This is a genomic window from Rhodococcus sp. TAF43, assembly GCF_052113525.1.
Classification (GTDB): Bacteria; Actinomycetota; Actinomycetes; order Mycobacteriales; family Mycobacteriaceae; genus Prescottella.
Genome location: NZ_JBFRDL010000018.1, coordinates 44,202 through 70,697 on the forward strand (window position 1 = coordinate 44,202; position 26,496 = coordinate 70,697).

Annotated in this window: 7 protein-coding genes; 3 read left to right on the top strand and 4 right to left on the bottom strand. The window is 67.7% G+C overall.

Annotated elements, in window-relative coordinates; translation table 11 throughout:
• Window positions 1-3: 3 nt before the first annotated feature.
• The 3 genes from AB4Z09_RS13735 to AB4Z09_RS13745 all read right to left on the bottom strand — a co-directional run bounded on the left by AB4Z09_RS13735 (window position 4) and on the right by AB4Z09_RS13745 (window position 4,210).
• Window positions 4-882 (bottom strand): glycosyltransferase family 2 protein, encoded by an 879-nt coding sequence (locus AB4Z09_RS13735; RefSeq protein WP_442239969.1) that lies wholly within the window; start codon window positions 880-882, stop codon window positions 4-6.
• Window positions 879-2,075, bottom strand: a complete 1,197-nt coding sequence (locus AB4Z09_RS13740) for an O-antigen ligase family protein (RefSeq protein ID WP_442239970.1) — start codon at window positions 2,073-2,075, stop codon at window positions 879-881. The genes AB4Z09_RS13735 and AB4Z09_RS13740 overlap by 4 nt, the downstream gene beginning before the upstream one ends.
• A gap of 320 nt (window positions 2,076-2,395) precedes the next feature.
• A complete protein-coding gene (locus tag AB4Z09_RS13745; RefSeq protein ID WP_442239976.1) occupies window positions 2,396-4,210 on the bottom strand; it encodes a DUF4012 domain-containing protein in 1,815 nt (604 codons plus the stop codon).
• Between the two features lie 207 nt (window positions 4,211-4,417).
• Between AB4Z09_RS13745 and AB4Z09_RS13750 the strand changes: the two genes are divergently transcribed.
• Complete coding sequence (locus tag AB4Z09_RS13750; protein ID WP_442239971.1) at window positions 4,418-23,236, top strand: amino acid adenylation domain-containing protein; 18,819 nt, start codon at window positions 4,418-4,420, stop codon at window positions 23,234-23,236.
• Between the two features lie 63 nt (window positions 23,237-23,299).
• Window positions 23,300-24,736 (top strand): polysaccharide biosynthesis tyrosine autokinase, encoded by a 1,437-nt coding sequence (locus AB4Z09_RS13755; protein ID WP_442239972.1) that lies wholly within the window; start codon window positions 23,300-23,302, stop codon window positions 24,734-24,736.
• Here AB4Z09_RS13755 and AB4Z09_RS13760 read toward each other — a convergent pair.
• Window positions 24,704-25,219: an arsenate reductase/protein-tyrosine-phosphatase family protein gene (locus AB4Z09_RS13760; protein WP_114721484.1), complete on the bottom strand. Its 516-nt coding sequence runs from the start codon at window positions 25,217-25,219 to the stop codon at window positions 24,704-24,706. The two genes, AB4Z09_RS13755 and AB4Z09_RS13760, sit on opposite strands and share 33 nt — an antisense overlap.
• An 89-nt stretch (window positions 25,220-25,308) precedes the next feature.
• On the opposite strand from AB4Z09_RS13760, the gene AB4Z09_RS13765 reads away from it, so the two are divergent.
• Window positions 25,309-26,493: an Hsp70 family protein gene (locus tag AB4Z09_RS13765; protein ID WP_174913116.1), complete on the top strand. Its 1,185-nt coding sequence runs from the start codon at window positions 25,309-25,311 to the stop codon at window positions 26,491-26,493.
• The last annotated feature ends 3 nt before the right edge of the window (window positions 26,494-26,496 follow it).

The window sequence follows — 26,496 nt, forward strand, 5'->3', positions numbered from 1 at the left end:
GATTCAGTTCCGCGACCACGGCTTCGACAGCAGCTTGCGACTTGCGTAGACCGGGTCGGCGAGAAACCACTCACTCAAGCGCACAGCGGTGCCGATCTTGTTGCCGGAGGCCCATTCCGCGCGCGCACGTCGCGCGGACGCGGCCATCTTGATTCGGCGCTCGGACATCTGCTCGATCTCGATATGCAGGTGCCGGGCATAGTGGTCGCGAATCTGTTCCTTGGCCTCGATCGCCGAAGTCGCCGAGCGCACGGACTTACCCCCGGCGAGGCTGTAGCGGCAGGACGGCTCATCTCTGACGTCAATGCCCCCTACCAAGGAAAGCCGGATGAGGAGTTCGTAGTCTTCCGCGAACCGGGGAGCGAGCGCTTCGGGCTGTGCCAGCTTCGACTGGAGGTAGGCTTCGCGGCGCACGACGGCCGCGCAGGGAGGCCATGGACCGAAGCCGTTGATCAGTAGAGATTCGGTGGTCACCGGGCTGTAGCGCACCGGAAACGGACGTTCGGCTCCACCTTCGGCGACCCCGATCACGGTCCCGGCGGCCACTGCGAGCGAAGGGGTTTCCTCGAGGATCTGGACGGAACGCTGCACGGCCGTGGGTATCAGCTCGTCGTCGGAATCCAAGAAGATCAGGTACTTGCTCGTCGCGTGTGTGGCACCGGTGGTGCGAGCCTTGGCGGCGCCGGCATTCTCCTGTCGAATGCAGATTGCTCCGGCCGCTTCTGCGCGCTGGCCAGTCGCATCGTCGGAGCCGTCGTCCACGACGATTACGGTCTCGGCTCCGGCTGCGAGGGCGGAGTCGACTGCCCGTTGGATCGTGCCTTCGGCTCTGAACGCCGGGATGATGACAGTGAGCTCATGTGGTGGCCGGATTGCGGTCATGATCGAACTTCTTCCTTGGAGTCTTGTGGTGCCGCGGTCGACGGGACCGCATTTTTCTCTTGGATGGCATTTCTTGTCGCAGGCAGGTTCGTGACCGCAACGGCGAACAGCAACGGAAGCCAGTACTGCTGTTGATCGTAGAATGCCGAGGTCAGGCCGAATGCGATGACGGCGGCGATGACAGCAGATTGTAGCCCGTCACGGCCTGAGGCAAGCGACTTACCGATCAGGACGAGCAGCGCGATCGAGATGATTGCGAAAGTGAGGAAGAGTAGAAGTCCGCCCTGGTACCACGACCTCAGTAGGTAATTGTGGACAACCGTCAGGCCGTTGAACGTACCCTGGTGCATCGAGTCCATTCCGACGCCGATCAGAGGATCGGAGCGGATGCTCTCGATGGCGAAGTCGTAGGTTGCCTGACGGATCGACAAAGAGGCAACACCGTCAGACAAACCGAGAACCGTGTCGACTCTTCCCTGAACCGGCTCGACGACCGAACTCGGGTCATAACCGAGTGCAATCGCGAGGCTGCTGCAAATTACCGCGCCCGCGACGACCCGGAAGACTGTTTTTGCCGTCGCGCGCATTGCAACGAGTAGCACCACTCCGCCTGCTGCCAGCGACAGCATTGAACTCAGGCTTCCACTGCCGACCAGGGCGGCAATATTGAGAACGATCACCGCCCAAGCGAGAAATCGACTTCGACCGGTGGTCTTGTGAATTACCACAAACCCGATAAGTATGGCGATTCCGGCCATGATTCCCAGCACATTGGGATGGATGGCGAGACCGTTCGCGCGACCGGAGTTGGCGTGTAGGCCTGCCACTGACCCGCCAGTCAGCTGGACAATTCCGACGGCCGCCGAGAGTGATTGCACGGTAAGGAATGCGACGACGGAGTAGCGGATGAACGTTTTTCTTTCAATCGCGTAGTAGCGGATTATGAACGGCGTCAGTCCTACCAGTAGTCCGAGCTTCACGCCAACGTAGGCGCTCTGCAGGACACTCGAAGAAGTCCCGGCGATGACGGAGGCGAGCGGGATCGATACGAGTGCAAAGATCCAGACGCCGGCGGCAGGGGGGAGTCTCATACGACCGAGCAGTGTGCACGCGACGATCACGGCGAGAATCAGGTACGGCAGCTGGGGACTGCCGTAGACCATGAGGAGCCGGTGGACCGGGGTGATCGCCACGATCGCGATCCACACTGCACCCCCCAGTGTCGTGCCGGGTCTGTGCCTGTCATGGACGTGGGCGTTGTCGTCTGCGATCGCAGTTCTCATTGATCCCCCGGCAGATTCAAGCAGCGCGGAACTCGCCGCGTAGTTCGGACATAGTATCGCTCCTGCACGAGTGTCACATGTCGAGGCGTTGTCGACTCTCCGGTCTCGGGGGCCGTCGGTGCGTTTGGCCTGGTCCGGCACAAAGAGATGGCAACACAAGAGTTTTCGAGGTGGAGGTTCGCGCGGATATGCGTTGCAGCGCGTGAATCCGCGACGGCGCGTTCGTGAAGTCAGGAGGCATCGCAGGTCGGGACGTCGACGGTGACGGCGGCAACATCAATCAGCGGCTGCAGCGGAACTCGTGGTGCTCCGGAGTTCGTCGGCTCGGTCAACTCGAACACGACTTCGACAGTCCGCCCTTGGGGTATGGGAAACTGAACATCGAAAACAGGGTGTCCGAGCTCGGCTCCGGTGAAGGCAAAAGCGGGCTTGCCGTCGACTGTTACCTTGTCGAGCTTTGCGCCGCGCGTCGCAACCAGGGATAGGTTGGTGAGGTTGGTGCCGACAGGCGCGCCCATCGGGTTGTCGAACATGCCCGCAACGTACTGGGTGTAGTCACCGTCGGGAAGATTGTTCGTGAGGCGTGCGGTTACCCGGGACTTTCGCGTGTTGCCCACACAGCCGTCGGCGACGTACTCGAGATCGCGGCCGAGGTAGTAGTCGAGCTTGTTGCCGCCCAAGTTGTTCACCACGAGACTGGCGTAGGGTGCGTCGTCGTCTGGGACGGTGTGCCCCAGGGCGGTTGGAGCCAGCGCCGCCTGCTCGGATGGAACCGAACTCCACACCGCGATTCGCCCCTCGTTCGCGGCCTTTCCGAGTGCTTCCAGCAGTGCTTGTGGCCGGGAGATCTTGCCGGTCATGCGTTCGACCACCTTGGCCGCCACGGTTTGGAGATAGCGCTTTCGTGCGGTGTTGTTGTCCGCGAACCGTGAGTATGCTGTCGATTCTGTCAGTTCCACGACGTTCTGGGCGGTGATCTTCTCGCCGTCCGGCATGGTGACCGGTCCGACCACGTCGAGTAGGTAGCTGAGCGCGACCGGATCAGTCCCGATCACGCCGTCGACCTGCACGCCGGACTCCTGCTCCCACAATGAGCGCCAGATCTGGGCTGCATAAGGGAAGTGGGAACTCACATTGCTGTTGCGGAAGTCCACCGTGGGACGGCTGTGCCCGTACTGCCGCTCGAAATCGGGTCCCAGATCTATGGGTTGCTTTCCTTGGATCGGCAGATCTCGGTTGCTGGCAAGTTCGTCGACTCGGACTGTTCCGTCGACCGCGTGTAGTTCGGCAAACCCTCCGAGCAGCCCACCGGTGCCACGGGCCTCGGCGTTGGTCTGGAATCCTATGAAGTAGGTGCGGGGACCATCGGCGCCGAGCATCGCTGGGGCGATCTCCGCTGCGGTCGAGACGTTTCCGAGGAGGGTGGACAGATCCGATGTCTGCTGTTGGAGTTGTACGCGAGCGTCCTCGATGGGTCCGATGAACGTGCTGCCGACGCCTGCAGCGTCGGCAGCCAGCGCCTCGGCTGCGGTGGCAGTGTCGGCAAGGCTGGGCGCGGCGTCACGCAGGGCCTGCAGGTTGATTCGTGCTCCGTCGAGGATCAACTGGCTGGGTGCCATCGCCGATCCTGCCTGCGCTGCCGGGGTCAGGACATCAGAAGTGAGCCCCCGAACCACGTCGGATATCTGCCGGGTCGTGTCGAACGGACTGCCCAGCCACGGAATCGCTCCGGCGACACGCCAGCTGACCGAGTGGGCGGCGTCATAGGCCCGGTCTGCGTAGCGGTCCGCATCGGCCGCAGATCGTGTGCCTGTCTCCGAGTTACCCGCCAGTAGTGCATCTTTCGATTGCGTCGCGTGATCCGATGCTCGTTCAAGATTCAATTTGATCTGGGTTGCCTCGTACGCGAGATAGCAGCCCCAGGCGCCGACGATCGCGACCGCGCACGTTGCGCCGATCGCGATGCGGCGTCGCCGCTTCCGCGCCGTTACCGCAGGTTGTGACGTCCGGCGGCGGCTTGTTAGACGGGCGGGCGCCGGATCGATCTCCGTCGTCCTTGATGCGGCTTCGGGCTCGGACTGCTCCACGTGGTGGACCCCCTTCGGTCGGCGTGCTCTGGGCAGGCTAACCCGGATCGAGAATTGGTCGGGCGTTCAACTGGTGAATGGTGCACTCGCACAGTAAGTTATTCCTACCCGATCCAGGCAGGTTGGATCGGGTGGGTTCCGCTCGAGCGCGCTTGCGTGCCAGCGGTGGAGCTGTCGGGATACCTGCCGGATAAGAGGGGGTGCGCGCGCTTGCGTTCGTTTCCGCTTGCGCCATCACAGAGAGCGCTTCTGTTCGCTCAACAGCTGACGCCCGACACTGCCCTGACAGTCGCGCAGTATCTGGATCTGCGTGGGCCGCTCGATCGTCCGGCCTTTCTGGCCGCATGCGACCGTGCCGCCCGCGACATCGAATCCGGCACGGTTGTTCTCGTCGACGTAGAGGGCGAACCGCACCAGCGGCCTGTCCCGGACATCGATGACGCGCCGAGGTTTCTGGATCTCGGTGGTGCGGACGATCCTCACACTGCGGCAATCGAGTGGATGACCGACCGAACGTCCCGACCGATCGACCCGTTCTCGGATCGGCTTGCGGAGATGACGCTCATCCGGCTGGGAAACGACCGGCATTATCTGCACTGTTTCGCACACCACCTCGTGATGGACGGCTCGGCCGCGCAAGTCCTGACCAAGCGCATCTCCGAGCTCTACACCGCGATGGTCAGCGGTGTGCAGCCGCCGCAATGTGCTTGCGCGCCGGTCGAAGAGCTGTACAGGAGTGTCGAGGCCTACTCCGGGAGCCGGCGCGAGGAACTCGACCGCGAGTACTGGCGTGAGCGACTGGCGGCGCTGCCGCAGGTCGTGTCACTGGCCGACCGGGTGGGGACGTTGTCAACACCTGCGCTGCGCACAGCCGGTGTTCTTCCGGAACGCTTTCTCGAGGCGCTGGACCACGCGGATTCCGCACCCGTGCCGGAAGTCCCCACGCTCGTTGCGTCGTTTGCCGCGTACGTGTCGCGGGTGACGGGCGTCGATGACATCGCTCTCAGCCTGCCGGTCTCTGCCCGTACCACCGCTTTGCTGCGCCGGTCAGCAGGATCGGTCTCGARCGTCGTGCCGCTGCGGGTGTTCGTCGATCCTGAGGGCACCGTCGAGGACCTGGTCCGACGAGTCCAGTTGGAGATCACCGGTGCTTTGCGGCATCAGCGCTTCCGCTACGACGCGATGCTGGATGAGATGCCGGACTCCGCGGTCCACGGGGCCGGGTTGGGCGGGGTGTTCGGACCGGTCGTGAACATCATGCAGTTCCCTCGGCACTCGGTGTTCGGCGAGGCCGAAGGTGAACTGCATATTCTCTCGACCGGGCCTGTCGACGACCTGTCGCTGACCGTGTATCCAGGGTCGGGCGATCGCGCGACCCGAGTGGATCTCGAGGCCAATCCAGCGCGCTACTCGCAGGATTCACTGGAGCGACACCATTCCCGGTTCCTCGATTTCGCGGGGGAGTTCGTCTCCTCTGGGCACCGACGGGTGGGTGACCTTCCCCTCGGGCGACCTGGAGAGTCGGCGCCCGTCGACCCTGTCCGCGGTGCCGACATCGGTGCTGAGATCACCTTGCTCCCCGAGGCGCTCACCCGTCACGCCGCGAGCGCGGAAGCCGCCCTCGTCAGCGGTGACACCACACTCACGTATCGGGACCTCGACGCCCGCTCGTCGGCGCTCGCTCGGCGGTTGATCTCGCTGGGCTGCGGTCCGGAAGGTGCCGTCGCGGTTGCACTTCCCCGATCCCMCGCCTCGGTACTCGCGCTGTGGGCAGTGGCGAAGACCGGTGCGGCGTACGTACCGGTCGACCCGGATCTTCCGTCGCTGCGCCTGACGCAACACCTCGATGGCATCGAGGTTGTCTTCGCCGAGCAGGATGTCGCGTTGCCGCCCGAGGTGATCCGCGTCGATATCGCGGCCGACGACTGGTCGACCGAACCGGTCACGGACGCGGATCGCGTCCGGCCTCTGCGGCCGGACAATCCGGCGTGGATCGTTCACACCTCCGGCTCGACCGGACGTCCGAAGCCCGTGGTGGTCTCCCACCGCGGGATCGCCGGACTGCTCTCGACGCTCCGTTCGCGATACGCCGTCACGGAGGACTCTCGGGTCCTGCACATCGCGTCTCCCACGTTCGATGCGTCCATCCAGGAGATCCTGACGGCTGCGGACGCCGGTGCTGTCCTGGTCGTGGCCGATCCGGATACCGTTGCGGGTGAGGCTCTCACGCGTCTGATGGGGGACCGCGCCGTCACCCATCTGGTTTCGGCACCGGCCGTGCTGGCGGCCACGTCCAGCGTGGGGCTGCCGCACCTGCGAATGTTGGACGCCGGCGGTGAGCCGCTCCCGATTCCCGTCGCACGTCGGTGGGCAGAGGGCCGCACGATGATCAATGCGTACGGTCCCACCGAGACGACGATCCTCGCATCGGTCAGCGGAGAACTCGATCCCGAGATCCTCACGCGGTTGCCGTCCGTGCCGATCGGGCGGCCTGTCGACGGAACGTCGCTGGTGGTGCTCGACCGGCGACTCCGGGTGGTGCCGCCGGGCGTCGTCGGCGAGCTCTATGTGATCGGTCCTGCCCTGGCACGGGGGTACGGTGCCCGTCCGGGGCTCACCGCCGAGCGCTTCGTCGCCTCGGTCTTCGGGGGCGACCGGATGTATCGAACCGGCGACCTGGTGCGTTGGGGTGTCGACGGTCAACTCGAATTCGTCGGCCGAGCCGACAACCAGATCCAGATCCGCGGCATCCGTGTCGAGCCGGGTGACGTGGATGCCGCGCTCATGACGCACCCCGACGTCGACGGCGCCGCAACGGTACAACGTGACGGTCGGCTGCACTCCTACGTATCGGGCCGCTCCCCGACGGCGAGGGACCTGCACAAGTGGCTGACGGCTCGACTCCCGCGCCACATGGTTCCCGACAGGATCCTCGTCGTCGAGTTCCTGCCGCTCACGCCGGGCGGCAAGATCGACCGCGCGGCATTGGCCGCGATGACGCCGCCCGCAGAGGACGCCGACACGCGCGCGGTACACGGCCCGCTCGAGGCGTTGATCGCCGATGCGATGGGTGAGGTGCTCGGCGCCGAGGTTCGGGATGCGTCCGCCGACTTCTTTGTGCTCGGCGGCAATTCGCTCGATGCCACCCAGCTCGCCGGCCGCCTCGCATCTGCGACCGGTCGACGGATCACCGTCAAGGACGTCTTCGAGCAGCGCACGGTGGCCGGGCTGGCGGGGTCGGTGGCCGGCGTCGACGAGCGGACCGCGCTGGTCGGGGGTGCGACGGAGTCGAACTCGCTCGCGCCCGCTCAGCGGCGGCTGTGGCTACATGCGCAGACTCGACGCGACAGTACCGCCTATCACGTGCCGTTCGCGGTGGAGATGCGCGGACCGCTGTCAGGTGATGCCCTCACCTCGGCTCTACGGGACGTGATGGTTCGGCACTCCCCGCTGCGTACGGTGATCCACGACGGTGACCTCGGGCCGGAGCGGCACGTGTTGCCTGTCGAGGAGGCGTTCACGGTTCCGACCGTCGTCGACGTCACGTCAAGAGCCGAGTCCGATAGCGATGCAGCAGAATTCGTCAGCCGACCGTTCTCGCTCGCGTCGGACGTGCCGGTCCGATTCAGGCTCCAGCGATTCGACGCCGATCATCACGTACTCGTCGTCGTGGCTCACCACATCGCCCTCGACGGTCTGTCCTTCGGGCCCCTGGTGAACGACCTGGTGAGCGCCTACCGTGCACGGGCGGCGGGCGAGGAGCCGGCATGGGCGCCTCTGCCGGTCACATACACGGACTATGCGCAGTGGCATCAGACTGTGCTCGACTCCGGCGTCCGGGACGACGACCTCGACCACTGGACGTCGGCGCTGGCCGGTGCCGCGGACGTTCCGGGCCTTCCCCTCGACCGGACCCGGGGCCCGCTGGCCGGCCCTGCCGGACGCATCACCACTACGCTCGGCGCCGAGGTGCGAAACGCTCTCCACCGCACAGCCCGACAGCACGACACGACCGTCTTCATGCTCGTGCACGCCGCCCTCGCCGTGGTCCTGTCGGCTCTGACCGGATCCCGCGACACCGTGGTCGGAACCGTGGACGCGGGACGTGTAGATCCCGCCCTGGACGCGCTGGTCGGCATGTTCGTCGGCACGATCGCGTTGCGTGCCCAGGTCACTCCCGAGGAGACCTTCGACCGATTGCTCGACGCGGTCCGCGCCGACGACATCGAGGCATTCGTGCACAGCGCGACTCCGTTCGACAGCGTGCAGGAGMGTCTGGGCGCGGGCGTTGCGTTTCAGGCGGTGCTCACCTACGAGCACTTCGACGATCCGGTGATGCGGGTGTCGGATCTGAACTTCGTCGGACGCGAACTGACAGGGACCGACGCGCGATTCGACCTTGAAGTCGCCATCCGGGAGCGGCCGGGCACCGAGGTGGAACTGTGCCTCACCTACGACGAGAGCATCCTGGACGGCGGAACCGTCCGCGGGTGGGCGGCGCTGTTGCGTGAAGTGCTCGAGTCTGCGGTGGCGGACCCGACGGCGCGGATTGCCGACCTGCTTCCCGCGGGGCCCGTCGACCGGGGGCCGTCGAACTACGCCGTTGCCACGTTGCGCGAGGTGCTCGGAGGTCCGACCCGGATCTGTGACGAGGAGGGCAACCTCGTCGACATCGGTCCGGCGGCGGAGGCACTGGCACGCCGTCTCGCGCGGCTCGGTGTCGGTCCCGAGGACTTCGTCGGCGTCCTCCTGCCACGCTCGATCGACGCGATGACCGCCGTGTTGGCCGTCGCTCGGACCGGTGCGGCGTTCGTACCTGTCGACCCGGCCCAGCCGCGGCGACGCATCGAGGCAATCCTCGCGGACGCGGGTACACGATTCGTTGTTGCCGATCGGAGTGCGGTTCTGCCGCAATGGGTCACGCGGATCGATCCCCAGGCGGACAACTCGGTCGCACCGTCGAACAGCGAGTACCGGTTCGTTCCCCCGCATCCGGACAATCCGGCGTACGCGATCTACACCTCGGGGACGACGGGCGCGCCCAAGGGTGTCGTCGTGACGCACCGCGGCCTGGCGCCGCTCGCGTCGGCGCTGCGCCGGGAGTTCGCCGTGACCGAGAACTCCCGGGTGTTGATCGGTGCATCGCCGTCGTTCGACGCATCCGTCCTCGAGTATCTGCTGGGGTTCGGGACCCGGGCGACCGTCGTGCTCCTGCCGCCGGGAGCATTCGGCGGCCCCGCACTGGCGGAAGTTCTCGAGTCGCAACGCATCACGCACTGGTTCACCACTCCCTCCGTCGCGTCGGGTATCCCGCCCGAAGGACTCGACCAACTACGTGTGGTCGGGCTCGGCGGAGAGGCGTGCGCCGCGGAGGTCGCCGTCCGGTGGGGCGCGGGTCGGACCCTTCTGAATCTCTACGGTCCCACCGAGGTGACCGTGGTCGCGACCATCGGTCGACTCGACGACAACGGCGGTTCCACCCCGATCGGCGCGCCGATCGATGGAATGACGGCAGCGGTGTTGGATCGTGGGTTGCGAGCGGTTGCTGTCGGTGTGGTCGGTGAGCTGTACCTGTCCGGTCCGGGACTCGCTCGCGGATACCTGGGGCAGCCCGCTCGGACCGCGGAACGTTTCGTGGCCTCGGTGTTCGGCCCCGGCCGGATGTACCGCACCGGCGATCTGGTCCGGCGGCGTCCGGACGGGCAACTCGAGTTCGTGGGACGTCTCGATGATCAGGTCCAGATCCGTGGTATCCGTGTCGAATTGGGTGAGATCGAGACCGCGATTGCCGGGCACTCCGACGTGGAAGCCGCTGTCGTTGCCCTGCATGAGGGAATCGTCGTCGCCTACGTGCACGGCTCCGGCCTCATCGACACCGAACAGGTGCGCCGATACGCCGCCGACCGACTGCCCCGGCACATGGTGCCGGGCATCGTCCAAGTCCTCGACGGAGTGCCGCTCACGACGGCCGGAAAGATCGACCGGTCCGCGTTGCCGAGTCCCGCCCGTCCGTCGACGTCCGACACGGGCCTCCGCGGGCCGGCGGAGGAGACGGTCGGCCGTGTTGTGCAGGAGGTTCTCTCGGCCGAAGCAGTGGGCCGGGACACGGACTTCTTTGCACTTGGGGGCGACTCCCTGTCGGCCACTCGACTGGTCGCACGCCTCGGCAGCGTGCTCGGCAAGCGGGTAGATGTCCGCGATGTTTTCGAGAATCCCACTGTCGCAGAACTTGCGGCCACTCTGTGGGGCCGGGACGATCTGCCGGAGTTCCCGACGGCGCCGGCGTCGTCGGGACCCGCGCCGCTGGCCCCCGCGCAGCAGAGGATGTGGCTGCTGAACCGCGTCGACCGGTCCGGTAGTGACAACATCGCATTCGCATTGGACTTCGAGGGCGACCTCGACACGGTCGCTCTGCGCCGGGCCATCGGCGATGTGCTGGAGCGGCACCCGGCTCTACGGACCGTGATCTCCGACAACGGCGACGGCCCGGTACAGATCGTGGAAGCCCCGGCGCCCGTCCCGGCGGTCGTCGACACTCCGGGCGGGTGTGAATCGGAACTGGACGCGCTCGCCTCGTCGGAGTTCGACCTCGCGATGGAACATCCAGTGCGCCTGCAGTTGTACCGACTCGACGGGAACCATCACACGCTCGCCGTGGTGGCCCACCACATCGCGGTGGACGGGTTGTCGGCGGTGCTGCTCTCCCGTGATCTGGCCCATTCCTACACCGCGCGCCGCGCAGGCGAGGCGCCCCACTGGCCGTCCCTCGAGATCCAGTTCGCCGACTATGCCCGCTGGCACCGGACCGTGCTCGGTGACCCCGCCGCCCCGGAGAGTCGCGCGCATCGGGATCTCTCCTACTGGCGATCTGTTCTGGACGCGGATGCGCCGCCCCTCGCGTTGCCCAGCGACCGGCCGCGTGGCGGGCCGATCGAGACTGCAACTTCCGGCACCGTGCGGTTCGAGGTGCCGGCGAACCTGCAGGCGGCGTTGGAAAAGATCGCACGCGAGTACGACTCGACCCTGTTCATGGTGCTGCACGCGGCGCTGGCCGTGCTGCTCGGCAAGTTGGCCGGTACAGACGACATCAGTGTCGGAGCGCCGGTCTCCGGGCGTACCGATCCTCGCCTGGACGAGGTGGTGGGAATGCTCGTCGGAACCGTCACCCTGCGAACCCGTGTCGATCTGCACCGGTCCTTCGCCGATCTGCTCGCCCGTACCCGCCGCGTCGACATCGATGCCTTTGCCCATGCGGACCTGCCGTTCGACGAAGTCGTCGCTCACCTGACGCGGCGTCCCCCGACCTCCCATCATCCGCTCTTCCAGGTGATGCTCGCGTACGAGAACTTCGTGCCGGACGAGGTCGAGCTGCCCGGTCTGCAGGTGACGACCCGTGAACTGTCCAGTGAGCGAACCCGGTTCGATCTCGAGGTCCGGCTGCGGGCGCGGGACGCGGACATGGGGGAGGCGGCGGGACTCGACGGTAGCCTCACGTACCCGCGTGCACTGTTCGACCACGAGTCCGTAGCAAGGTGGGCGCCGTGGCTGCTTCGGATCTTGGAGGCGGTCTCGGACGATCCGACGATCGTCGTCGGTTCGATCGACCTGAGCGCACGTCCGATGGACGCGCGTCGCGCCCCACTCGGCGCGGACGCTGACCATTCGCATCCCGGGATCACCACCGCGGCAGTCTCGTTAGGTGAGCTCTTCGCCCAGCGGGCTGCCGAGTCTCCAGATGCGATCGCGATCGTATGCGGTGACGATCGCGTGACCTACGCCGACCTCGACTCGCGTTCGAGGGCCTTCGCCCGCCGCCTCGTGCGCGAGGGAATCGGGGCGGAGGACGTCGTCGCGATTGCGCTGCCCCGCTCACCCGACCTGATCGTCGCGATGCTGGCCGCGGTCCGCGTGGGCGCGGCCTACCTCCCACTCGACGTCACCCAGCCGCCCGAGCGCCTGAACGCGCTGATCCGCCAGGCGCAGGCTGCGCTTGTGGTGTGCCACGACGGGTTCGCCGCCCCGGAGCGCTCGATCACCCTCGACATGGACTTCGCAGCAAGCGAACTGGATCGATGCGGAAGTATCGATGTGGCATGCGACCCCGACCGCACCGCCTACGTGATCTACACGAGCGGGTCGACCGGAACACCGAAGGGTGTCGCGGTGACCCACGCGAACGTGCTCGCGCTCCTGACCAACACATACGCGGGGTTGGGCTTCGGTCCTTCCGACGTGTGGACGATGTTCCACTCGCCGTCTTTCGACTTCTCTGCGTGGGAGATCTGGGGGCCGTTGACCACCGGGGGACGCGTCGTCGTGGTCGATCACTTCGTGGCCCGCAGCCCCGAGGAGTTCCGGAAGCTGCTCGTCGCTGAGCGGGTGACCGTGCTGAACCAGACGCCGACCGCGTTCGGCCAGTTGGCCGAGGTGAGCGGAGACCCGGCGGACCTGTCGCTGCGTCTGCTGATCTTCGGCGGTGAGCCGCTGGACGGGGACCGCGTTCGTGGCTGGCTCGAGCGACATCGGAACCTTCGAGCGGTCAACATGTTCGGCATCACCGAGACCACCGTGCACGCCACGTGGACGGAGGTCCGATCGGCGCCGGCAGGTCGAAGTGTGATCGGTGTTCCACTGCCCGGTACCGGCGTGCAACTGCTCGACCGGCTCCTCCGGCCGGTGCCGCGCGGCGCGATCGGCGAGATGTACGTCTCCGGACCGCAGGTCGCTCGCGGCTACCGGGGACGGGCGGGTCTGAGTGCCGTCCGGTTCGTGGCGGATGTCGACGGCAAACTCCGGTATCGGACGGGTGACCTGGCTCGGCTACGCAACGACGGGATGCTCGAGTACCGGGGCCGGGCGGACGGTCAGCTCCAGATTCGCGGTCACCGCATCGAGCCAGGCGAGATCCGGGCGGCACTGTCCAGGCTCCCGGAGATCGTCGATTCCGCGATCGACGTGCGGGACGGTCGGCTGGTCGCGTACGTGGTGGGTGCGGTGCCCCGAGTCGGGCGGCAGGACCCGGATATCGACTCACGCGCGGTGATCCGTGCATTGCGAACGATCCTGCCGGACTACATGGTTCCCGCGGCGGTGGTAGCGGTCCACCACCTGCCGTCGAGTGCCAACGGCAAGGTCGATCTCGCGGCGCTGCCGACACCGTCGGTACCCGCCCCTGCTGCGGAGACAGCTACCGGGCCACGGGGTCCGTTCGAGGAAATCGTTGCGGGTGTCTACCGCGAACTGCTCGGCGCCGACCGAGTGGGACGTGGCGACGACTTCTTCGAGTTCGGTGGTAACTCGTTGCTGGCAACCAGGCTCGCCGGTCGACTCGCTGCGATCACCGGGGCCGACGTCGGAGTGCGGGACGTGTTCGAGGCGACCACGGTGGCCGAACTCGCCCTGGTCGTCGAGGAACGGGCGGGTGGGGGTGCACGGTGCGAAGGTCCTCGGCCGTCCACGCCGGCAGCGACGACCGGTCCGCTGTCGCCCGCGCAACGGCGACTCTGGTTCCAGCAGAACTTTGCTCCGGACTCCGCGATGTACAACCTTCCGTTCCTGCTGCACTTCGACGGTGAACTGGTCGAGGACGCGCTGGCGTGCGCGCTCCAGGATGTGATCGAACGGCATCGGATCCTGCGCACGGTGTATCCGACCGTCGCGAGCGGACCGGTCCAGCAGGTGCTCGACGTCCCCGACCTCGATCTCGGTCCCGTCGCGATTGCGCCGGACATGTTGTCGGACACGGCTCGAGCCTTCGCGACCGCGCCGTTCGACGTGGCAACCGAGCCGCCGATTCGCGCGCGTCTCTACCGGACCGGTCCCATCCGCCACACGCTGGCTGTCGTCGTACACCACATCGCGGCCGACGAATGGTCGCTCACGCCCCTGCTTCGAGACCTCGCGCAGGCGTATCGGTCCCGGGCAACCGGGCACGTACCGCAGTTGTCGGTCCCGGCCATCGAGTACATCGACTACGCCCGTTGGCAGACCTCGGCCGGCGAGGACGGACTGGAGTACTGGTCGGCGGCACTGGACGGTGTCCCGGAGGAGTGCACCCTCCCGAACGATCGTCCGCGATCCGGCACGAGCTCGACGCGTTCGGCCACCGTCGGGGTGCGACTGGGGACCGAACTGGCGACCCGGGTTGTGGCCACGGCTCGCCGGCATCGCGCGACGAGTTTCATGGTCCTGCACGCGGTTCTGGCCGCGGTGCTGGCACGGCACAACGGCTCAGCGGACGTCGTGATCGGTACGGCGGTGGCGGGCCGGGGAGATCCGAGATTCGACGACGTGGTCGGAATGTTCGCCTCGACGGTGGTCCTGCGGACCGATGTCGACGGGGACGGTTCGTTCGCGAGCTTGCTCGAACACGTCCGGCGCCGCGACGTCGAGGCGTTCGCCCACGCCGACACCCCGTTCGAGACGATCGTCGAACGGCTCGCCCCGCTCCGGGATTCCGCTCGCCATCCGCTGTTTCAGGTGGCGCTGTCGATGCGCCGTCCCGAGACGGTGCGGATCGACCTCTCGGGGCTGGTGGTCACGGCCGAGCCCGCGGCGCAGGACACCGTCCAGTTCGATCTCCAGTTGACGGTCACCGAGACCCCGGGCGCCCTCGAACTCGAATTCGCCTATCGGAGTGATCTCTACGATCACGACACCGTCACCGCGTTCGCCGAGCGGTTCGAGATGTTCCTCGACGCCGTGACGGACGATCCCGCGAAGGTGGTCGGAGACGTCGACCTGCTGACCGATGTCGAGCGGGCATCACTGGTGCCGGCCTCGGGGGAAGCCGGCACGCCGGTCGGTCTGTGGGCACTGCTGTCCGACGGGGCCCGCCGTGGCGGCAGCAGGGCAGCGGTCGTGGCGCCAGGCATCGAAGTCTCCTATCGCGATCTCGTCGATCGCGCGGAGGGCCTGGCGGCAGCCCTGGGCGCCCGGGGCGCGGGGCCGGGGGTACCCGTCGCATGTGCGCTGCCGCGGTCGTTCGAGTCGGTGCTCGCGGTGTGGGCGATCTCCCGGACCGGAGCCGCCCCGGTGATGGTCGATCCCACTCACCCGATCCACCGGATCGCCGCGATGCTCGAGCAGTCCCGGGCGCGCCTCGGTGTCACTGCGGCCGATCTCGTGGCGGAGCTACCCGGAGACACGCAGTGGATCGACGTCGCGGCCGTCGGCGACACCGACGTTCCACTGCCCGAGGTGCTTCCGGATCAGCCGGCGTACGTCGTGTTCACCTCGGGCTCGACCGGGCGACCGAAGGGAGTAGTGCTCACGTCCCGAGGCCTCGGCGCGCTGGCAGCCGACCTGCGCGACGTGTTCGCGGCAAGTCCGCGGTCGCGTGTGCTCCACGTGGCGTCTCCGGGATTCGATGCGGCCCTGCTGGAGATGTTGGTTGCGGGCGCCGCAGGGGCGCCGTTGGTGGTGGCGCCGGTCGAGGCCTACGGCGGTTCCGGGCTGGCCGATCTGCTCCGACGCGAGCGGATCACCCACGCCTGCATGACACCGTCGGTCCTCGCAACGGTGGGTCCACGGGACCTGCCGGACCTCGAGGCACTGATGCTCGGCGGCGAGCGAGTCATGCCGGATCTCGTGCGGCATTGGGGGCCCGAATGCCGCCTCTACAACGGCTACGGCCCCGCCGAATCGACGGTGTTCGCGACCTTCGCCGGCCCACTCGGTCCCGGGGATCCGGCGGTGATCGGCAGCCCCGCCCGAGGGATCGACGCGGTAGTTCTCGACGTGCGACTGCGGCCGGTGCCGCCGGGGGTGACCGGCGAACTGTATCTGGCCGGTGATCGCGTCGCACACGGATACGCGGGCGCACCTGTGACAACGTCGGCGAGATTCGTTGCGGGAGAGAACGGTCGACGCTGGTACCGGACCGGTGACCTCGTTCGGTGGGTGAGCGGCGCGCGCGGACCGGTCCTGGAGTTCTGCGGACGTAACGACCATCAGGTGAAGATCCGTGGGATCCGGATCGAACCGGCGGAGATCGACGCCGTCCTCACCCGGAGCGGGGCGGTGTCGACCGCCGCGACGGTCGCACGGGTTGGGACGACGGGATCGCCGGTCCTGGTCTCGTACGTCGTTCCCTCCGATGCCGACGTCACCGATCTGCGCCGCAACCTGGCCGCGGCGTTGCCGTCGTACATGGTGCCCGCGTCGGTTGTCGGCGTCGCCGAGATCCCTCTCACCGCGAACGGGAAGATCGACGTCGAACGGTTGCCGGAACCTGTGCTCGACTCGGCCACCGGACCGGTAACCACGACGGAGGAACTCGTCGCCGACGCCTTCTCGGCCGCGCTCGGCGCCCGAGTCGGTCGGACCGACGACTTCTTCTCCGTCGGCGGCGACTCGCTGCTGGCCACCAGCGTGGTCGCACAATTGCGTGCTTCCACCCATACGGATGTCCCGCTGCGGTTGCTCTTCGCTGCCCCGACCGTCGCCGAACTCGCCGCGGAATTGGACCGGAGCCGGTTCGCCGAGATCGACCCCGGCCCGGTCGCCGTCTCGCGGCCGGATCGGATTCCCCTGAGCCGTAGCCAGAGCCGCATGTGGGCACTGCGCGGAATCAGCAGGGAGGAGGCGTATCGGGTGCCGGCTCGTGTGGTGTTCCGGGGACCGCTCGACGTGGATGCATTGGACGCCGCGCTCGCCGATGTCCTGGTGCGGCACGAGTCCCTGCGGACGTCGTTCGCCGTCGACGCTGACGGGCCGCACGCGATCGTCGCGCCGGCGGAGGACGTCGTTCGGCCGTTGAGGGGTGCCGCGTCCGATCAGCCTCCGGGAGCGCTGGACGTGCGCCTGCGTGAGGACGGCGCCGAGCGGCACGTCCTGGAGGTGACGATCGACCACCTCGCCGCCGACGGCACATCGGTCGCGGTGCTGCTCGCCGACCTGAGAGAGGCGTACCGGGCCCGCCACGCAGGTGCCCCTCCCCGCTGGGATCCGCTGCCGCTGCAGTACGCCGACTACGCGGTCTGGGAGCGTGCGCGGGTCACGGACGGCGCGGATCTCGGGTTCTGGCAGCGGGAACTCGATGGCTTCGATCCGGTCGTGCTGCCGATCGAGGCGGGGAGCGCCACACCGGGAACTGTTGCCGCCGTGGAGTTCGCGCTCGACGAGGACACGGCGCGGGCGATCACGGAGCTCGCGAGGGCCCATCACGCTACCGAGTTCATGGTGGTCCACGCCGTGCTCGCTGCGCTCCTGTCACGGCTCTGCGGTGGCGCCGACGTGGGAGTCGTCGCGGTGGTGGCAGGCCGCAGATACCCGCAACTCGACTCCCTCGTCGGACTGTTCGTCGACACCGTCGTGCTGCGCACCCGGGTGGAGTCGGACATGCCGTTCGGCGCGCTGCTCGCACAGGCTCGAGACACCGATGTCGCGGCATTCGACCGGGCCGCGGTCCCGATCGAGGAAGTTCTCACCGCCGCCGGGGCCCGGATGCCGCAGGTAGCGCTCGCCCTCCAGGACTTCACCCCGCCGATCGTGCGGATCGGCGACCTCGAAATCGAATCCCACGAACTCGCCGAGGACGCGGCGAAGTTCGATCTCCAGTTCACGCTGTCACGAAGCGGGGCAGCAAGATTCCACGGCACCCTGGTCTACGACGCGTCGAAGTTCGGCGCCGAGACAGCACGAAGCCTTGTGGACCAGTTCGTCCGTGCTCTCACCGGCGCAGCAACACGGCCCGACGTCACTGTGCAGGACTTGCCGATCGCGGTCACCGATGTCGTCCACGGCTGCGCGGCGGATGCACCGCGGACCCTGGCCGGGTTGCTGCGCAGTACCGCGGCCGCGCATCCGGACTGCGTAGCAGTCGTCGACGGTTCCGCCGCCGTGACGTACCGAGAGCTCGACGAGCAGTCCGACGAGTTGGCCCGACGCTTGATCGAGGATCACGGTGTAGGACCCGAGGATGTGGTTGCCCTCGATCCCGAACGGTCGTTGGGCAGGCTCCGCATGCTGTGGGCAGTCACCAAGACCGGGGCGGCGTTCGGGCCGACGGATGCGTACGTCGCCGCGCCGGTCCCCGCACCCAGACAGTCGCAGTCGGTCGATTCGCCCGCATACGTCATCTCGACCTCGGGCTCGACCGGTGAACCCAAGCTCGTTGCCGTGACGCATCGCGGCCTGGCGGCCCTGGCATCGGCGGCGCGAGGACGGTACCGCGTGGGTCCGGGCGATCGGGTACTGCACGGATACAACCCGGCGTTCGATGCGGCCGTGCTCGAGATTCTGCTCGCGCACACTTCGGGCGCGACACTGGTCGTCGCGCCGCCGGACGTGTACGCCGGCCCCGCGCTGCACGGGCTGCTGCGGCAACATCGCGTGACCCACTTCCTCTCCACCCCATCGGTACTCGCGACGATTCGATCCGACGATCTGGACGACCTGCGGGTGGTGGCCAGCGGCGGTGAGAGTCTCCCCGCGGAGATCGCTGATCGGTGGCGGGCGGGCCGCACGATGCTCGATGCCTACGGGCCCACCGAATGCACTGTCGTCGCCACCCTCGGTGAGGTCGACGGTCGCACCGGTATCGGCACACCGATACCGGGAACCTCGGTCGCGGTCCTGGATACGCGGCTACGCCCCGTCGCGGTCGGTGGCGTCGGCGAGCTGTACCTCGCCGGCGGCGGTCTCGCCCGTGGCTACCTCGGCGCGCAGGCGCTGACCGCAGCGAGCTTCGTTGCATCGGTGTTCGGCCCGGGCCGTATGTACCGCACCGGAGACCGCGTCCAGGTGCTCGCCGATGGGCGGATGGTGTTCCTCGGGCGTGTCGATCGGCAGGTCAAGGTCCGCGGGGTCCGGGTAGAGCCGGAGCAGGTAGAGGCGGCGCTCATGCGCTGCAGCGGTGTTCGTCATGCGGCCGTCGTCGTGCGCGGACCAGTCCTCGTAGCATTCGTCGCGGGGGCAGGTATCGATGCCGCAGCCGTCCTCGCTCGCATCGCGGGTGAGTTGCCACCGGGGTTGGTGCCGTCTCGCCTGCACGTACTGGACAGCCTGCCGACCACACCGAACGGCAAGCTCGACCACGCGGCACTGTCGACGATGGCGGACAGTCTCGCGGCGACCACCTCAGATCGATCACTCACGTCGACCGAGGTGCTGGTCGCGGCCGTCGTGCGGGACGTCCTCGGCCACGACGTCGACATCGACACCGGCTTCTTCGCGCTCGGTGGCCACTCTCTCGGCGCAGTCGAGGTAGCCGCCCGTCTCGCCGACGCGCTGCACCGCGACGTGCCGCCTCGAGCTGTTCTCGAATCGGTGACGCTGGCGGCGCTCGCCGGTCTGCTCGATCTCTCCGAGCTCGATGTCCGACCTCCGCTGACAGCGGCCGGCCCCGAACCTGCGCCCATGGCGCCCGCACAACGACGCCTGTGGATGCTGCACCGCGCGGACCCGGCGAGCTATGTCATGCCGATCACGTTGCGGCTGAACGGCTCCCTCGTTGCGGACGCCCTCGGGGCGGCGCTGGCCGATGTCGTCGAACGCCACGAGCCGCTCCGGACCGTCTACCCCGACGAACACACTCAACGGGTGTTGAGCGCCGATCGGTTCGTGATCGACTACACGGTTGCATCCGTCGATCCTGACGACGTGGACCACCGGGTGCGCGAACTTGTCGAGCGTCCTCTCGATCTCGTGGAACAGGCTGCTCTGCGTGCGGGTCTGTTCCAGGTGGACGACACGGAGTGGGTCCTCGCGATCGCCGTGCACCATATCGCTCTGGACGGCGCGTCGGCCGTACCGCTTCTGCGTGACCTCGAGTGCGCGTACGTTGCACGTCTCGCCGGTACGGCGCCGCCGTGGACGCCGCTTCCGCTGCGCTACAGCGATTTCGCGCATTGGCAGACGAAGATGCTCGGCGATGTCCGCGATCCGGACACTGTCGGTGGTCGTCAACTCGCGTACTGGGCGCACACCCTCGCGGGAGCGCCTGACACGCCGCTGGATCTACCGACCGATCGCCCTCGACCCGACGTCCCTACGCACCGCGGCGGCGTCGTACACGCCGAAATCGGTCCGGATCTGCACGCGGCAGTGACCGATCTGGCGCGTACCCACGGGGTCAGCGCATTCATGGTCCTGCACGCCGCCCTCGCCGCGCTCCTTGCACGACTCGGCGGCCGCGACGACGTCACGGTCGGCACCGTCGTCGCCGGTCGGACCGACGCTCGACTCGCCCCTCTCGTCGGGATGTTCGTGGGTACGCTCGCCCTGCGGACCCGGGTCGATCCGACCGAACCGTTCGCGGATCTCGTCCGACGGGTGCGCGACGTGGACCTCGCGGCCTTGGCCCACGGAGACGTGCCCTTCGACGATGTCGTGGCCTGCGTCGCGCCCACTCGTACTGCCGCGCATCACCCGATCTTCCAAGTGCTGCTGGCACACTCGACGGCGACACCGGAATTGCCGAGCCTGCCCGACGTGGAGGTGGCAGACCTCGCGGCGGGTGCGCCGACGGCGCAGTTCGATCTCGCGTGGGATGTCGTCGAGTCACCGGATGGATCGGGCATCGACGTGCGCTTGGTGTTCGCCACCGACCTGTTCGACTCCGGAACCGCCGACATGTTGCTCACATCCTGGGTGCGCCTGCTGGCTCATGTCGCGGCCGACGCGGCCACCCCGGTGGGCGATCTCGAGCTCGCGCTCGACCCGTCGGTCGCGGACGGGAGCTCGGCCCCGGTCGCCCGCACCCTGCGCGAGATACTGGCGGCGTCGGTTCGCACAAATCCCGACCGAATCGCGCTCCGGGCCGGTGACCGGCAGTGGACGTACGCCCAACTGGACGTCGCGGCGGCCCATCGAGCCGACCTCCTGCGAGCCGAGGGCGTCCGCGCGGGTGACGTCGTCCCGATCCGAGCGGTACGCGGCCCGGACTGGGTGCTCGACGTGTGGGCGATCACCCGAATCGGAGCGGCCTGGGTGCCGGTCGATCCGAAGCTCCCGGACGACAGGCGCCGACGGGTGCTCGACAGCGCGCGCGGATCGACGGACGGGTCGCTGGCCTACCTGCTGTACACGTCGGGGACGACCGGGGAGCCCAAGGGTGTCGCGGTAACGCACGAGGGACTGTCGGCGCTCGTCGATCTACAGGCCGATCGACTGCTCGTCACCCACGAATCCGTTGTTCTGCAGGCGGCTTCGCCGATCTTCGACGCGTCGGTGTTCGAACTGCTCGCGGCGCACGCGCACGGGGCGACCTTGGTGTGTGCACCGGAGTTCGCCTACGCGGGCGCAGACTTGCAGGCGGTGATCGAGGACGAGGCCGTCACCCACCTGAACCTGACGCCTACCGTCCTCGCGACGCTGGACCCGGCCGGATTCACTCGGGGCCTGACCGTGGTATCGGCAGGCGAGAGGTTGCCGGTCCCGTTGGCGCACAGTTGGTCCCGGCACGATCTTCGCAACGGTTACGGGCCCACCGAGTGCACAGTCGGCGTCACGTGCAGCGACGTGTTGGGGACCGGAGCAGTGAACATCGGGGCGCCCCTGGCCGGCGCGAGTCTGCGAGTTCTGGACGGGCGACTGCATCCGGTTCCGGTGGGTGTGGTCGGTGAACTCTACGTCGGTGGCACGGGGCTCGCGCAGGGATACCACCGGCTGCCCGGTACGTCGGCCGGCCGATTCGTCGCCGACCCGTTCGGGGCACCGGGGGCGCGGATCTACCGGACCGGGGACCTGGTGCGCCTGCGCAGTGACGGCACCCTCGAGTACATCGGCCGCGGTGACGACCAGGTCCAGATCAACGGCGTGCGTGTGGAACCCGCCGAGATCGACACTGCACTACTGGCGCACCCGGCGGTGGTTGCGGCAGTCACTCTGCCGAGGTGTCGACCGACGGGCGAGACGGTGCTGGTGTCGTACGTGTCGACCCGGCGTGGAGGCACCCTCGAACCGCGATTCCTGCGTGCGCACCTCGAGCGCGTGCTGCCCCGCCATCTGCTTCCCGCAGCGGTAACCGTGATTGCCGAGATGCCGGTGTCGGCAGGTGGAAAGATCGACCGGAGCGCGCTGCCGGAACCGGTTTTCGACGACGGATACGTGAGCGGTTCCGAGCCGGAGGGGATCATCGAGCGGCGCGTGGCCGCCGAGATGGCGGACGTGATCGGGTTGTCCGGTGCTCCCCGAGATCGCAGCTTCTTCGAACTCGGCGGAACATCCATGGGCGCCGTCCGCTTGGTGACGCGGCTACGGGAACGGTACGGCTACGACGTTGCGCTCGCCGCACTCTTCGCCGATCCAACGGTCGCCGGCACGGCCCGGCAGATCGAATCCGGAAGCGAGGATCCGGATCCGTTGGCGACGCTCGTGCGCCTGAACCGGCCCGAGAAACCCGATGCGGCACCGCTCTTCTGCGTTCACCCCGTCAGCGGGCTCGCCTGGTGCTACGCGGGACTGGCCGAGGAGTTGCGCGACAGGCCGCTGTACGGATTGCAGGCAACCAACGAAGGCGTCGACAGCCTGGAGGGACTGGCGCGCCGGTACATCGAGCAGATACGAGCGGTGCAGTCGCAGGGGCCGTACCACTTGCTCGGCTGGTCCTTGGGCGGCAACATCGCGCATGAGATGGCGGTGCAGTTGCGCGCGGCGGGGGACGAGGTGGCGGCACTGGTACTGCTCGATTCGCTCCCGCCGGAGTCCGTTCCGTCGAACGCCGCCGTGGATGCGGTTGGCGCGATCGATGACGTCCCGGGACTCGACCCCGGTGTTGTTCAGCACGTGGTTCGGACCGGCGCAGCGTTGGAAGCCGCCGCCCGTGGGCACCGTTCGGGAGCCTTCGACGGCGACGTCGTGTTGTTCGTCGCGGCACACGAATCGGAGGAACGGGGAAAACTGAGTGGTCTGTGGAGTCCCTACGTTCGGGGCGACGTGACGGAGCATCGCGTGCCGTGTGCGCACGCGGAGATGACCTCGACGGATTCGCTCCGGCGCGTCGCGCACCTTCTCGCCGAGCTGGACGGAGGTGCGCCGTGATACGAACTCGCGCATAGGGTATCCGCAAGTGTTGTACCGAAAACAGGACGGGGAATCGGGGATATGGAAGTACAGGACTACCTACGCGTCGTGCAGACACGGTGGAGGATCATCGCGCTGACAACACTGGTCGGCATACTCGTCGCGCTCGGAGCCTCGCTCGTGTCGACACCGATGTATCAGGCCTCGTCCCGATTGTTCGTCTCTACGGCATCTGGTGCATCGGTCAACGAGGTCTACCAAGGCAATCGCGCGTCACAAGAACGTGTTGCGACGTATACGAAGCTGCTGACAGGCACAACGCTCGCGGAGCGGACTCTCGACAAGATGGGATGGTCCGATCTGTCCCCCACTCAGGTGGCGGCGAAGGTGAAGGCATCCTCGACGCCGGACACCGTCCTGATCGACTACAGGGCAACCGATGCCTCCCCGGAACGCGCACGTGATTTGGTCAATGGTCTGTCGGACGAGTTCGTCGTCTGGGTCGAGGAACTCGAGAGCATGGAGCCCGGGACGCCTCCGATGGCCCGCGTCGTGGTGGAGCAGCACGCGTCGACTCCGTCCACTCCTGTGAGCCCCAAGACAAAGCGCAACGTGGCACTGGGCTTCGTCGTCGGACTTCTCGGCGGCATCGCCCTCGCCGTCCTGCGCGACCGCCTGGACAACACCGTGAAGAGCCGTGAGGTGCTCGACGAGCTTGCCGGGGTCGGTCTGGTGGGTACGGTGCCGTTCGACAAGGATCGGGAAGAGAAGGCGGCCATCGCTTTCCAGGACGGGTATTCGGGCAGCGCCGAGGCGTTCCGTGAGCTGCGCACGAATCTGCAGTTCCTCGAGGTGGACAACCCGCCCCGTGTCATTGCGATCACCAGTTCGCTTCCGGGAGAGGGAAAGACGACGACGGCGATCAATCTATCGCTCGCGATTGCGGAGGCCGGCTACTCGGTGGCTCTCGTGGACGCGGATCTGCGCCGCCCGCGTATCGCCAAGTATCTCGATCTGATCGGGTCGGTCGGTATGAGCACGGTGCTGGCCGGGCAGGCCGACATCGACGACGTGTTGCAGTCGACGCCGTTCCCGAACGTCTCGGTACTCGCGTCCGGTCCGCTGCCGCCGAATCCGAGCGAGTTGCTCGGCTCCACGCATGCCGAGAAGTTGTTCGCGGATCTGCGCTCGCGTTTCGACTTCGTCATCATCGATGCCTCGCCGCTTCTGCCGGTGACGGACGCGGCCGTTCTCGCGGTCAAGGTGGACGGCGCGTTGGTCGTGGTGAAGCACGGGCAGACCAAGCGCGAGCAGGTCTCGCGGGCTATCGGCAATCTGCGCAGCGTGGGTGCGACCGTCCTCGGCACGATCCTGACGATGACGCCGGCCAAGGGCAAGGGGGCGTACGAGTACAAGTACTACTACGACTCGGATGCGCCGGTGCAGAAGGTGGAAGATGCCCCGGCGAAGGTCGATCCCGCGCCGCTAGTCGCGCAGGCGGGGCAGAAGGTCGAGTAGGGCCTCGTCGATCTGACTGCCGACGTCCCCGAACACGATCGCGCTGCGGCCGATCGGGTCGGGGACGTCGACGTTGTCGGGTCGGGGGACCTGACCGCGGACCGCTGCGAGGTCGGCGACGGTGGCCGATCCGGTCGCGCGCGCCAGATGGGTCGCCTCGAGCAGCGTGAACGTCCGCTTGAGCTGGCGCGGTGCCGTGCGAAGCACGGCGTCGCGGTGGGACTCGGTCATCGTCAGGATCAGGTCGGCGGTTCCCGCGATCGCCGGGTTCAGCTGGCGCGCCGCGAAGCCGTCCGGCGTGCCGCCGAGGTTCGAAAGGATCTGTGCTGCCGTCGGTTCCATCGGGCCGCCGACTACCGCTCGGGTCCCTGCGCTGGATGCGGCCAGATCGGTCCGCCCGGTGCGGGCCGACCAGGCGGCGGTGAGCCGCTCTGCGGTGGGGGAGCGGCAGATGTTGCCGGTGCAGACGAACAGCAGTTGCATGGGGTGAGTGTAAGGCGGCTGTATAGACTCGGCTCGTCCAGCACGCGGCTCGCGCGGCGACCGTTTGCGACCACGATCGAAGGCGGCTCATGGGTGGGGTTCTGGGAGTTTCGGTGGGGGCCGGATTCGTTCGTCTGGTGCGATCCGATTCCCCGGACGGATCCGGTGAGTTCGAGTACCAGGCGATCGAGGTCGGTGGGCAGATCGCGGAGGATCTGGCGGCGCAATCGGTCGGCGTGATCCTCGCGGAGGCGGCCGAGTCGGGATCGGCCGTCGGCGTGGGTATCTCCTACAGCGACGAGGGCCAGGCCGCTGCGCTCGACGTGGCGATGCGACGGCAGGGTGTCACCGGCTTTCGCCTCGTCCCCGAGGTGACCGCGGTACTCGAGCAGTTGCGCGGTGTCGGCGATATGGCGGAGTTCCGGACGGTCGTGCTCTACGACCTCGGTAGTTCGGGGTTGACCGTCAGCGTGGTCGACCGGTCGACCGGAGTGGTCGCGGCAACGGAGCGCACCGACGTCCTGTGCGGCGACGACCTGATCGGACTACCACGTGAAACATTCGACAGCGTCGCGGTTCCCGCGGTCCAGCGTTCGGCAGACCTGGTGGCCGAACTGATCGTGCAGTCCGGGCACAGGCCCGACGCCGTCGTGCTTCTCGGTGGCGGAGCCCATCTGCCCGTGGTGCGGGCCGTGCTCGAGTGGAGGCTCGGTCTGCCGATCGTGGCGCCGCACGCGCCGGAACTGGCCGCTGCCCGCGGCGCCGCGTTGCTTGCGGCGCCGGTGTCGGCGGCCGGGCCCGCTCGTCCACGGCCGTCCACCGCGCGCGGGCGGCACCGGCAGGCGGTCTCGCGGCGTCAGGTCAGCGGTGCCGGTATCGCCGGGGCCGCGCTCGTCGTCATCGCCGTCGTCGGGTTCGGACTGGGCTACGGCAGAACCCTTTTCGGTCCGGATGCGGCAGCCACCGCCGACACACCCACCTCGGTACCGCCGAGTTCGTCGACGACGGTCCAGACCTCGCTCCCGTCACCCCCGCCGCCGTCCGAAGCGCCGACGACGCCGCCGTCCGAGCAGGGCGCGTCGCAGCCGGTCGGGGGCGGKGGGGGCGCCCCGGCCCCMCCGCCCCCGACCCAGCCCCGTCCGGCGGATCCACCGCCCTGGTGGGAGATCCCGGAGCTACCCGGGATCCCGCCGCTCCCACCGCTGCCGCAGCTCCCGCAGTTGCCGTTGCCTCCGGTGGAACTGCCACCCTTGCTGCCCCTCCCGCGGCTCTGACGG